At 64.3% G+C, this 11852-nt stretch carries 9 protein-coding genes; 5 read left to right on the top strand and 4 right to left on the bottom strand.

Annotated features, from left to right (window positions below; translation table 11 throughout):
• Window positions 1–24: 24 nt before the first annotated feature.
• From AC0L2K_RS00120 to AC0L2K_RS00130, 3 genes are all read right to left on the bottom strand, one after another.
• On the bottom strand, window positions 25–1293 hold the full coding sequence (locus tag AC0L2K_RS00120; protein WP_473530289.1) for a class I SAM-dependent methyltransferase: 1269 nt from the start codon (window positions 1291–1293) through the stop codon (window positions 25–27).
• A gap of 432 nt (window positions 1294–1725) precedes the next feature.
• Window positions 1726–3087, bottom strand: a complete 1362-nt coding sequence (locus AC0L2K_RS00125; protein WP_473530290.1) for a pilus assembly protein TadG-related protein — start codon at window positions 3085–3087, stop codon at window positions 1726–1728.
• A gap of 341 nt (window positions 3088–3428) precedes the next feature.
• On the bottom strand, window positions 3429–4298 hold the full coding sequence (locus tag AC0L2K_RS00130) for a transglutaminase-like domain-containing protein (RefSeq protein WP_023800101.1): 870 nt from the start codon (window positions 4296–4298) through the stop codon (window positions 3429–3431).
• 172 nt (window positions 4299–4470) lie between these two features.
• On the opposite strand from AC0L2K_RS00130, the gene AC0L2K_RS00135 reads away from it, so the two are divergent.
• On the top strand, window positions 4471–5136 hold the full coding sequence (locus AC0L2K_RS00135; RefSeq protein ID WP_287171786.1) for an HAD-IA family hydrolase: 666 nt from the start codon (window positions 4471–4473) through the stop codon (window positions 5134–5136).
• A gap of 179 nt (window positions 5137–5315) precedes the next feature.
• On the opposite strand, the gene AC0L2K_RS00140 is transcribed toward AC0L2K_RS00135, so the two are convergent.
• On the bottom strand, window positions 5316–5555 hold the full coding sequence (locus AC0L2K_RS00140; RefSeq protein ID WP_287063409.1) for a DUF1674 domain-containing protein: 240 nt from the start codon (window positions 5553–5555) through the stop codon (window positions 5316–5318).
• Window positions 5556–5678: 123 nt separating this feature from the next.
• Between AC0L2K_RS00140 and htpX the strand changes: the two genes are divergently transcribed.
• From htpX to purH, 4 genes are all read left to right on the top strand, one after another.
• A complete protein-coding gene (gene htpX, locus AC0L2K_RS00145; RefSeq protein WP_287171787.1) occupies window positions 5679–6692 on the top strand; it encodes a zinc metalloprotease HtpX in 1014 nt (337 codons plus the stop codon).
• Window positions 6683–8083: an RsmB/NOP family class I SAM-dependent RNA methyltransferase gene (locus tag AC0L2K_RS00150; RefSeq protein ID WP_473530291.1), complete on the top strand. Its 1401-nt coding sequence runs from the start codon at window positions 6683–6685 to the stop codon at window positions 8081–8083. Before htpX ends, AC0L2K_RS00150 begins: the two co-directional genes overlap by 10 nt.
• Before the next feature lie 133 nt (window positions 8084–8216).
• A complete protein-coding gene (locus AC0L2K_RS00155; RefSeq protein ID WP_473530292.1) occupies window positions 8217–9941 on the top strand; it encodes a heparinase II/III family protein in 1725 nt (574 codons plus the stop codon).
• A gap of 91 nt (window positions 9942–10032) precedes the next feature.
• Window positions 10033–11649, top strand: coding sequence for a bifunctional phosphoribosylaminoimidazolecarboxamide formyltransferase/IMP cyclohydrolase (gene purH, locus AC0L2K_RS00160; RefSeq protein WP_473530293.1), 1617 nt, complete (start codon window positions 10033–10035; stop codon window positions 11647–11649).
• The last annotated feature ends 203 nt before the right edge of the window (window positions 11650–11852 follow it).

Below are 11852 nucleotides of genomic sequence, written 5' to 3' on the forward strand. Positions count from 1 at the left end.
GGATGAGATCGGCTCGCTCCCGCTCTACCGATAAAGGTCCGCCCGCGTCGGCGGCAGTCCGCTCGGGCCCCGCGCGCGCTTGGTGACGACGGTCTGGAAAATCTGCGCCGAGGCGCGTTCGAAGGTGATCGAACAGCCGGTGAGATAAAGCAGCCAGAGGCGCGCCTTGGCTTCGCCGACCTCGGCGATCGCTTCATCGAAGCGTGCGTGGAGGCGCTCGGCCCACAGACGGCAGGTGCGGGCGTAGTGCTCGCGCAAATTCTCGACATCGTAGACAAGAAAGCCGTGCGCTTCGAGATTGCCGAGCGTCATGCCGATCGTGTCGAGTTCGCCGCCGGGAAAGATGTATTTGATCAGCGCTTTGAATTCCGGGCCCTTGCGCAAGGTCTTCTTGATGCTGCCCTTGTCGCGCCGGGTGATGGCGTGATGCAGATAGATGCCGCCCGGCTTGAGCAGGCGACGAATGGTCGAGAAATAGGCGGCGTGGTTGGCCAGCCCCAGATGCTCGAACATCCCGATCGACGAGATCTTGTCGAAGGAGCTGGACAGCTCGGCATAGGACTTTATCTCGATGGTGATGCGATCCTCCAGTCCCTCAGCACGGATGCGCTCGCGGGCGAGCTGGGTCTGGGCTTCCGACAGCGAGACGCCATGGCCGACGACGCCGTAATTTTTCGCGGCATGGATGAGCATGGCTCCCCAGCCGCAGCCGATGTCGAGCAGCCTTTCGCCGGGCTTCAGCCGCAGCTTGCGGCAGATATGATCGAGCTTGTCCTTCTGCGCCTGGTCGATGCCATTGGCGAAATCGGTGAAATAGCCGCAGCTATAGACCATGCGTTCGTCGAGGAAGAGCCGGTAGAAGGCGTTCGAAATGTCGTAGTGGTGCTGGATTGCCTGCCTGTTCGACCCGCTGACGAAGGGGTTGCGCCCGGAAAGGTCGGTCCGCGCCGTCATCTGTTTTCGCGAAAACAGCACGGCTGGCAGGTCGCGCAGGACCGCGAGCTTGGGCAACGACTTGAGCTTCGCCCTGAGCTTGCCCTGCGCAGGCAGAGCGTAGAAATCGAACAGCGACCCGTCTTCCACGTCGATGGTCTTGGAAATCCACATTTCGATCAGCGTCGAGAGGTTGGGCCGCCGCATCACCTGCCAGACGATGTCCTGGTCGTTGATGGTGACCACGGGGCCGGTGGCGGGGCCGATCCGCTCGCCGTTCCACAGCTTGACCGCGAAACCCGGCTTCAACGTCTCGATAACCGTTCGAACGATCCGTGCGGCTCTCTCGGCTGCCTCCATCCGCGTTCCTCCTGCTCAGCCCCTGGCGGTCCGGCAGCGACATTGCCTGTCCGATCGGATAGCCGCAAGCAGTTAGCGGCAAACGCGCACCGCATTTTCACGATGGCGCCTTGCCATTTGCAGATCGACACCCCATCATGAGGGCGTGTTCAACAAATCGAAAGGAGGTGATCCGATGTCGAGTGATTTCGTTTTCCAGAACGTGGCCTCAGCGGATTGCACTTTCGGGAAGCAGTCTTCCCGTTAAGGCGCGAGATGCGCGGCTGGCGACGCCTGGAGCGCCGCGCGTCCTTTGGATGCGCAAAGGACGCTCCAGCACTTTAAGTCACGTCGCTGCCATGAGCCGCGCCATGGACGGAAACACGGAAGGCCGCCGGCTTCGAAAGAAGCGGCGGCCTTTTCCTTGTCCGGATCCTGCCTGGTCAATGCCCTCTATTTGGTCAATGCCAGGCTTTCGATGTTGCGCGCTATATCCTGGAAAGCCTGGTTGAGCTCCGTCCCGTTCGCGGCCTGATAGAAGTGCTTGATCTTGCCGGTATCCGGGCTCGCGCAATTCTGCAGTGTCGCCTGGGCATACTCCTCGTTGAGATCGAAACCGATGGTGAAGATTTCGATGCCCTTGTCGCGCATGGCGGTACAGAGCGTCTTGGCTGCCGTGCGGGTCGGTTCCTTGCCGGCATCATTGTAGACCTCACCGACAGTGCTGGCATCGAAATAGGACAGGTTGAACTCGCCGTCGGTCATCAGGATCGCGATTTTGGCGACCTTTTTCGGATCCGCCTTGGCCGGCCGCTGCGACGCGTTCATCACACTGCCCCAGTTTTCCGAAAGCATGTACCAGGTCCACTGCACGCCGATATGGCCCGCGGTGCCGCCCGATGCGACAAAGTTCTTGATGACGTTCTTGAGCGCCACGGCGTCCGCCGTCAGCGGCTTCAACGCGGCGACCGGGCAGGCAGCCGTGCCGGTCGGCCAGGCGAAGAACGACAACAGGTAATCGCGATTGATCATGCTGATGTCGGGACCTACATCCGAATATTGATAGGTGCCCTTGCGCTCAGTGGCGCAATTGTCGGGACGCGTTAAGCCGGAGACATACTGTATAGCGCCATTGCCGGGCGCCTGCTTGCGCTGGCTGGTCGAGGCTTCGACGTAGACGCTGCTGCCGGCAAGCGCGCCGGCATTCACCGAATTGGCGTAGGGCACGATGGAGACTCGCACTCGGGGGCTGGCGGGGTCCTGACCGCCCAGGAAGCTGTCGACCGCGTTCGCTGCGGCCGTCCTCAGGTCGATTATTTTCTGGCCGGCCATTGAACCTGTGACGTCGAGCATCATCGCCACTTCGATCGTCTTGTCCGAATAGACTGCCGTCGTCGATGCGGCAATGCGCTTCATGTCGCCCATGCCGAAGATTGGAAAATAGAGGCCAAGATCGACATGGATCTCCGCCTGAACCGTCTTGGCGATTTTGTCGATGGTCAATTTGTCGAGGACGATCCGATCAGCCTGCAGCATGCCCGCTCGGCTGTTGGCATCGAGAAACGCCTGCACCGACTTGTTGGCGTCGGCCTCGTTGATGACGCCGGTGGTCAGGTCGCGTGCCGTCGAGGTCACCGCCGCATCGACCACGCCCTGTAAGCTCGATTTGGTGTTGTAGAGCTGGGAAACATTGACGGCAAAGCCAACGCCAAGCGCCAGCACCGACGCGACCATGCCGAACAGAACCGCCAAATTTCCGCTTCGATCTCGGGCAAAGCCGCCGATCGCGTGAACAAGACCCCCAAAACGCCGCATGCTTTCGCCTCCATTCGCCACGACCTCGAAGCCGTGTGAAGGCCGCATTGCAGGATTCCGGCCGGACGGCGTCGTCAACGCAGCAAAAGCCAGCGGCTCATCGTCAAGCCATTGTTTTTGCTTTGTTTCGAAATGCGGCAATGTAAACAACTGGTAAATGACACGCCGCTGCGGCAGTTTCGTTTGCCAAGCGCTTACCATGATCCCGACGTCTGCCGTGGAGCACAACAGCCCGATCCCGATCCGGCACAGAGGGTCTGTGCCGAAGCGGATCAGGCGCATCATATCCGTAGGACAGCCCGATGATCGTAACAGCCGGACGCGCTGGACGCGCTGCGCCGCTATGTCAGCATCTGCGCGCTGGCCGTCCTGTCGACCCCGCGATGAGGCGGGTTGAACAGATTGCTTTCCTGCTCGTAGGTCCAGACCTTGAACAGGCTGAGCCGGTGCGGGCCGAAACTGTGCAGCAGCGGCACGTCGGTCGCGTCGCGGCCGCGCGCGATGACGACGCGGCCGATCCTCGGCATGTTGTGGCGGGGGTCGAACGTGTACCACTTGCCGTCGAGGAACACTTCCAGCCACGCCGAAAAATCCATCGGTGCCGGGTCGACCGGCACGCCGATGTCGCCGAGATAACCGTTCACGTAGCGGGCTGGGATGTTCATGCAGCGGCAGAGCGTGATCGCCAGATGAGCGAAGTCGCGGCAGACGCCGACGCGCTCCTCATGCGCCTGCGCCGCCGTGCGGGTCGGGCGCGCATAGCCGTAGCCGAACGACAGACGGTTGTGGACATAGTCGACGATCGCCTGCACCCGGGCCCAGCCGGATGGAACAGGCCCGAAAACCTGCCAGGCCAGATCGCTGAGATGATCGGTTTCGCAATAGCGACTGCCGAGCAGATAACACAGCACCTCGTCGGGCAACTCCGCCACCGGCACTTCCCTGGCCAGCGTGTTGACCTCGTCGGTCTCGCCGCTGTCCTCGACGACGGCGTCGTAAAGAATGCGAAAGCCTCCGCCAGGCGCGGTGAAGCGGCGGCAGGTGTTGCCATAAAGATCGTGATAGAGCCTGGTTGGGACGGAAGGCGAGGTCAGCACGCGCGTTTGCCGCTTGATGTCGGCCTGGCGCTGCTTGTGGATCTCGAGCAGCGAAATCACCGGGGTGGATTCAGCACAGTCGATGGCGATTTCGTAGCCGAGCCGAATCAGCATTGCGGTTCCCCTCTTGTGAGTGTCGTGGAAGACGATGGGATTAACGCGAGATGGCCGGCCGTGGTTCCCTGGTCTGTCGAAAAAGGCGATCTCGTGCCTTCCCATGCCGCCGGTGCGACGTTACGGTCGATCGACAGGCTTTGGTTCCTTCCGAAACAACTTGGGATAGCAGATGTTCGCAGGCAGAAAATTCGCAGCCTTGCTGTTCGATATGGACGGCACGGTGGTCAATTCGATTGCCGCGGCAGAAAGGGTCTGGGCAGATTGGGCACGCCGGCAAGATCTCGACGTTGCCGCATTCCTGCCAACGATCCACGGCGTGCGGGCGATCGAGACCATCGCTCGGCTGGCGCTTCCAGGCGTTGACCCGATGCGTGAAGCCGATGCGCTTCTGCAGGCCGAGGTGGCCGATATCGACGGCATCCTTCCAATCGCCGGCGCCGCGGCGTTTCTGGCGTCGCTGCCACCCGAGCGCTGGGCAATCGTCACTTCGGCGCCGCGCGAGCTGGCTCTGCTGCGCATCGCGGCCGCCGGCATCCCGCTTCCCGCCACCCTTGTCGCGGCCGAGGACGTTTCCCGCGGCAAGCCGGCGCCGGATTGCTTCCGGCTGGCGGCCGAGCGGCTGGGCGTCGACGCGCGCGACTGCCTCGTTTTCGAAGATGCGCCCGCCGGGATAGCGGCGGCCGAGGCCGCGGGAGCCACCGTCGTGGTGATCAGCGCCACGCACCAGCATCCGTTGCAAACGCGGCATGCTGCGATCGCCGGTTATGAGGGGATCGGCGTCACCGTCGACGACCGCGGCTGGATTGTCCTCGGCGCGGAGCGCGCTGCGGCTTAGGGTATGTTGAGATGAGGTCAGGCCGAGCCGGAGTCGAAGACGGGCGCGAAGCGACCAGACTAGGTGGGTTCCGAGAACCGGAACGGAGCGGACTTGCAGGTCCGTGAGAAGCGCAGGAATCCGCTGTTCGCAGGCCGGCATCACCTGAATATCGACATACCCTTAGAAATCGCTGGCCCTTAGAAATCGCTGGTCAGGCCCTTCACTTCCCAATCGCCATAGCGGCCGGGTTCCCTGCCGCCACGGCCGCCGAGTTCCCGGGGCATCGCGGCTTCCTGCTGGCGATAGTGTTCGCGCCGTGCTTCCGCTTCCGCCAAAGCGCGGCGGGCTGCCGGTGTCAGCGTCCTTTGCGGCACGTCGTGACCGGGGCCGGCGTCTGCATTGCTGGTTTCGCCTGATATATTGGCTTCGTCGATCATGCGATATTCCCGGCGATTGAAACCGGCCCCAATTGAAACAGGGCCACACGTTTCCCATCATATAGCGATGAGCCGACAAGGATCGACCCTTTTTCCGAAAGGCCGGCAGAAACGGAGCAGACAATGAACACACTTCGCACCGCCATGCTTTTGGCAGCGATGACCGCGCTGTTCATGGGCGTCGGCTATCTGATCGGCGGATCGGGCGGCATGGTGATCGCCTTGCTGATTGCCGCCGCGATGAACCTGTTCAGCTATTGGAACGCCGACAAGATGGTGCTGTCGATGAATCGCGCCGTCGAGGTCGACGAAAGGAACGCCCCGGAATATTACGCCATCGTGCAGAGCCTCGCCAGACAGGCCGGCCTGCCGATGCCGAAAACCTATCTGATCGACAACCCGCAGCCCAACGCTTTCGCCACCGGCCGCAACCCGCAGAATGCCGCGGTCGCCGCCACCACCGGACTGTTGCAGCAACTATCGCACGAGGAAGTCGCGGCGGTGATGGCGCACGAGCTCGCCCACGTGCAGCACCGCGACACGCTGACCATGACGATCGTCGCCACGCTTGCCGGCGCGATCTCGATGCTCGGCAATTTCGCCTTCTTTTTCGGCGGCAACCGCGACAACAACAATTCCCTTGGCATTATCGGTGTGCTGGTGGCGATGATCGTGGCGCCCTTTGCCGCGATGATCGTGCAGATGGCGGTCAGCCGCACCCGCGAATACGAGGCCGACCGGCGCGGCGCCGAGATCTGTGGACAGCCGCTCTGGCTTGCCTCGGCCCTTGACAAGATCGCTCGCGGCGCCGAACGCATCCGCAACCCGGATGCCGAGCGCAATCCGGCAACTGCCCACCTCTTCATCATCAATCCTCTTTCCGGCGAGCGCATGGACAGCCTGTTTTCGACCCACCCGAGTACCGACAACCGCATCGCCGCCCTGCAGGCGATGGCGCAGGACATGGCCGGTGGCGCATCCGCCTCCGCGCGGCCGCAAACGCCGATGCCGCGGCAGGCAGACGAACAGCGGCCATCGGGCCCGTGGGAGAAAGCTGAGCAGCCGGCTGAACCGGCCAGGCCGAAGTCCAATCCCTGGGGCCGCAATCCGACCAGACCCAAGGGTCCGTGGTCGTGAGCGAAGCGAAACGCCGGCACCGAATTTCAGGCGATCATGAAAACAATGCAGCGAGCCCCGGCGAACCTGTTGCGGGCCTGGCCGCGCGCAAGGCCGCGGCACGATTGCTGGCCGCCGTCATCGATGCGAGGACGCCGCTGGACGGGCTGACCGACCACGAGAACGGCCATCCGCAATACAAGGCGCTCGATCTGCGTGACCGGGCGCTGGTGCGCGCCATACTGGTCACTGCGCTTCGCTTCCGCATGACCATATCAGGGTTGCTGGCCCGCCGCCTGGAAAAGCCGCTGCCACCCAACGCCACCGCGCTTTCGCATATTCTGCATGTAGCAGCGGCGCAGATCCTGTTCCTCGATATTCCCGACAGCGCCGCAGTCGACCTTGCCGTGACCCACGCCAAGTCCGATCCGCGCACGGTGCGCTTCTCCGGTCTCGTCAATGGCGTGCTGCGCACGCTGGCGCGATCCAAGCAGGCCGAACTGGCTGCAGCGCTTGCCGCCACCGACGAAGCGCCGAAATGGTTTTCCGACCGGCTGAAAGCCGCCTATGGCACTGAGAAAGCCAGGCAAATCCTCGCCGCCCACAGGTACGAGGCGCCGGTCGACTTCACGGTCAAGACCGATCCTGCGCTGTGGGCCGAGCGGCTCGGCGGCATCGTGCTGCCGACCGGCACTGTGCGCGTGGAGAAACTCAGCGCCTCGGTCACTGAACTGCCCGGCTTTGAAGACGGCGCCTGGTGGGTCCAGGATGCCGCCGCCAGCCTTCCGGCCCGGCTTTTCGGCGACGTGAGGGGTTTGCGCGTCGCCGATCTCTGCGCCGCCCCCGGCGGCAAGACCGCTCAGCTCATTCTCGGCGGCGCCACGGTCACCGCGATCGATTCCTCGAAGAACCGGTTGGCGCGGCTCTCGCAAAATCTCGAACGGCTCGGTTTGTCCGCAGAGGTTGTCCAGGCCGATCTGCTCAAATACGAGCCGGAACAACTGTTCGACGCCGTCCTCCTCGACGCGCCCTGCTCCTCGACCGGCACGGTGCGGCGGCATCCCGACGTGCCGTGGACGAAGACGGCGGCCGACATCGAAAAGCTCGCCAATCTGCAACGCAGCCTGCTCGCCCGCGCCGTCAGCCTGGTCAAGCCTGGCGGGCGCATCGTCTTTTCCAACTGCTCGCTCGACCCGCTCGAAGGCGAGGCGCTTCACCGCGCCTTCCTCGCCGGGACGGCTGACATTGTCGACGATCCGCTCCGCCCGGGCGAGATCGCCGGCATTGATCCGTTCCTGACGCCGCAGGGCACGCTGCGCACCACGCCCGCAGATCTGGAGCTCGGCTCACCGGAACGGTCCGGCCTGGATGGCTTCTTCGCCGCCCGCATGCGCAGACCCGGCCAACGCTGAAAGTTTGAAGACTGTTTTAGGAAGAATCCTGCGGAAAACAGGCTGAATTCCAAGGCCTCCGTGGAATTCGCCTTCGCATAAGTTCTTGAATCACATAAGCTTGTCTTCGGATTGGGCGCTACGAGGAGGGCTTTTGGCGATCGCTGCCGGCAGCACGACGCGTCTATGGACGCTTGTCGCGAAGGAGTTTTGGCGCAAGACGCGCCGGCGCCTGCGTGGCGGGCCGATCCATCGCTGGCGCTACTCCGGCCGCACACCGGAACGCGTGTTGATCGCGCCGCCGGACCTGCGCCTGGCCGACCGGCAGATCGCGCTCGAGATTTATTATGGCCGCTATCCGCTGTCGGGACATCTGGTCGAAACCGGCGGCAAGTCGCCCTTCCAGATCGCCGTGGCCAATCCCGGCTGGCAAAAGGCCCTGCACGGCTTTCGCTGGCTGCGCCATATGCGCGCCGCCGGTACCGAGCTTGCCGCCGCCAATGCCCGCGCGCTGGTCTCCGACTGGATCGCCATTCATGGCAGCAATATTTCCGGTGTCGCCTGGGAGCCCGGCACGACGGCCAAGCGCGTCATTGCCTGGCTGCAGCATTCCTCGGTGGTGCTGCAGGGTGCTGAATTTCCCTTCTACCGGGCCTTCCTGAAATCGCTGGCCATGCAGATCCGCTATCTCAGGGCGATGGCACGCGAGATGCCGGACGGCAAAGACAGGCTGCGCGCCCGCATCGCGCTTGCCTTTGCCGCTCTGTCGCTACCGGCGCCGGCGTCGGCGCTGCGCGGCGCGACCCGCAACCTCGCCGAGGAACTCGACCGTCAGATTCTGCCGGATGGCGGCCATATTTCCCGCAATCCGATGGCCGTGCTTGAAATCCTCGCCGACCTTCTGCCGCTGCGCCAGACCTATGCCAATCAGGCCGAAACGCCGCCGGCGGCGCTGATGGGCGCCATCGATCGCATGCTGCCGGCGCTGCGTTTCTTTCGCCACCAGGACGGCAGCCTCGCCCGCTTCAACGGCATGGGCGCGACCATCCACAACCGCATCGCCACCATTCTGCGCCACGACGACACCGCCGGCGCGCCGTTGCTGCACGCACCGCATTCGGGCTACGAGCGCCTCTCCATGGGCGGCGTCACCGTGATCGCCGATACCGGCCCGCCACCGTCCATCGATGTTTCCAACGCGGCGCACGCCGGATGCCTTTCCTTTGAGCTGTCTTCCGGCCGCCGCCACTATGTCGTCAACGCCGGCGTGGACACCTATGGCGCCGCCGAATTCCGGCCGCTTGCCCGCGCCACGGCCGCCCATTCGACAGCCACCATCAACGACACCTCGTCGGCTCGTTTCAGCCACTCGCTGCGCGTCAACGATCTGCTCGGCACGCCGCTGATCGGCGGCCCACAGCATGTGCCTTGCAAGCGCACTGATCAGCAAGGCATCCAGGGTTTTCTGGCTCGCCATGACGGCTATGTCGCGCGTTTCGGCTTGCTGCATGAGCGCGAACTGAAATTGTCGACGAACGGCAATGTGCTCGCCGGCAGGGATCGCCATCTGCGGCCGGGCAATGCTGCGATCCGCAACAACGGCCGCGATTTCGTCACCGTGCGCTTCCACATCCATCCCGACATAGGCCTGCTCAAGGACGAGCACGACCGTCTGGTGCTGACCGCCGATGAAGCCGACACATGGGTGTTCACCTGCACCGAGGTGACGCCCGAGGTCGAAGAATCCATTTATTTCGCCGGTCTTGGCGGCCCGCGCCGCAGCCGGCAGATCGTGCTGGCCTTCAAGGCGTCAGAGATTTCCGAAGTCCATTGGCAACTGACACGGACGGCCATCGCCGGTCATCCGGCAAAAAGCTGAGACTGCGGTTAGTCCCGCAGTTTGATTTCCAGGCCTCATGTGCTACGGCGCGCGGACACTGTCCCAACCAGCCGTGAAAGGCCGCCAGCCCATGGCCGTCGCCGCCAAGAACATTCCCGCGCCCGACCTCGTTCCCGTTCGCCGCGCGCTGCTTTCCGTTTTCGACAAGACCGGGCTCATCGATTTCGCCAGGGCGCTGGCCGCGGCCGGCGTCGAGCTGGTCTCCACCGGCGGCACGGCAAAGGCGATCGCCGAGGCAGGCTTGGCTGTACGCGACGTCTCCGAACTCACCGGCTTTCCCGAGATCATGGACGGCCGCGTCAAGACCCTGCATCCGTCCGTGCACGGCGCGTTGCTTGGCGTGCGCGACGATCCCGAACACGCCGCGGCGATGCGCGATCATGGCATCGAGCCAATCGATCTCGTCGTCTCCAATCTCTACCCTTTCGAGGATGTCCGCCGCTCCGGCGCCGCTTACGCCTCGATCGTCGAGAACATCGACATAGGCGGCCCGGCGATGATCCGCGCTTCGGCCAAGAACCACGCTTACGTCGCCATTGTCACCGATCCCGAGGACTATGCCTCGGTGCTCAACGCGCTGGAGATGAATTTCGGCTCGCTCTCGCTGGATTTCCGCAAGAAGCTGGCGGCCAAGGCCTTCGCCCGCACCGCGACCTATGATGCGGCGATTTCCGGCTGGTTCGCCGAAGCGCTGGAGATCGAGCATCCCACCTGGCGCGCCTTCGGCGGCAGGCTCGACCAGGTGATGCGCTACGGCGAGAACCCGCACCAGAGCGCCGGCTTCTACGTCGATGGCGACAAGCGACCGGGCGTCGCGACGGCGCGCCAGCTTCAGGGCAAGCAGCTTTCCTACAACAACATCAACGACACCGACGCCGCCTTCGAACTGGTCGGCGAGTTCGATCCGGCCCGCTCCGCCACCGTCGCCATCATCAAGCACGCCAACCCATGCGGCGTCGCCGAGGGCGCTTCGCTGAAGGCGGCCTATGCCAAAGCGCTTGCCTGCGATCCGGTCTCGGCCTTTGGCGGCATTGTCGCGATGAACCGCACCCTCGATGCCGAGGCAGCCGAAGAGATCGTCAAAACCTTCACCGAGGTCATCATCGCGCCGGGCGCCTCGGACGAAGCAATCCGCATCGTCGCCGCCAAGAAGAATCTGCGCTTGCTGGTCACCGGCGGCTTGCCCGATCCGCGCGCCGCCGGCTCCACTGTGAAATCCGTTTCCGGCGGGTTGCTCGTCCAGGGCCGCGACAATGCGGTGGTCGACGACCTCGACCTGAAAGTCGTGACCCGGCGCGCGCCGACGCCGGCCGAAATGGCCGATCTCAAATTCGCTTTCCGCGTCGCAAAGCACGTCAAGTCGAACGCCATCGTCTATGTCAGAGACGGTGCCACCGTCGGCATCGGCGCAGGCCAGATGAGCCGCGTCGATTCCTCGCGCATCGCCGCGCGCAAGGCGCTCGACGCGGCCGAGGCAGCCGGCCTGGCCGAGCCGCTGACCAAGAATTCTGTCGTCGCCTCGGATGCCTTTTTCCCGTTCGCCGACGGGCTGCTGTCGGCGATCGAAGCCGGCGCCACCGCCGTCATCCAGCCGGGCGGCTCGATGCGCGACGACGATGTCATCGCCGCCGCCGACGCCCACGGCATCGCCATGGTGTTTACTGGCGTCAGGCATTTCAGGCATTAGCGCCTCACCCTCCCCCTCGTGGACCCCTCGTGGGGAGGGTCGGCAAACGATCTTTGCGAAGCAAAGTTCGTGAGCGGGGTGGGGGAGCGCCGGGGGGGGGGGGGGGGGGGGGGGGGGGGGGGGGGGGCGGGGGGCGGGCCGGCGGGGCGGGCGCGGGGGGGGGGGGGGGGGGGGGGGGGGGGGGGGGGGGGGGGGGGGGGGGG

Source organism: Mesorhizobium sp. WSM4817, assembly GCF_055811135.1.

Excerpts from the sequence above, each read along its gene's own strand:
- AC0L2K_RS00120 (WP_473530289.1), bottom strand. The coding sequence starts at position 1,293 with ATGGAGGCAGCCGAGAGAGCCGCACGGATCGTTCGAACGGTTATCGAG.
- AC0L2K_RS00125 (WP_473530290.1), bottom strand. The coding sequence starts at position 3,087 with ATGCGGCGTTTTGGGGGTCTTGTTCACGCGATCGGCGGCTTTGCCCGA.
- AC0L2K_RS00130 (WP_023800101.1), bottom strand. The coding sequence starts at position 4,298 with ATGCTGATTCGGCTCGGCTACGAAATCGCCATCGACTGTGCTGAATCC.
- AC0L2K_RS00135 (WP_287171786.1), top strand. The coding sequence starts at position 4,471 with ATGTTCGCAGGCAGAAAATTCGCAGCCTTGCTGTTCGATATGGACGGC.
- AC0L2K_RS00140 (WP_287063409.1), bottom strand. The coding sequence starts at position 5,555 with ATGATCGACGAAGCCAATATATCAGGCGAAACCAGCAATGCAGACGCC.
- htpX (WP_287171787.1), top strand. The coding sequence starts at position 5,679 with ATGAACACACTTCGCACCGCCATGCTTTTGGCAGCGATGACCGCGCTG.
- purH (WP_473530293.1), top strand. The coding sequence starts at position 10,033 with ATGGCCGTCGCCGCCAAGAACATTCCCGCGCCCGACCTCGTTCCCGTT.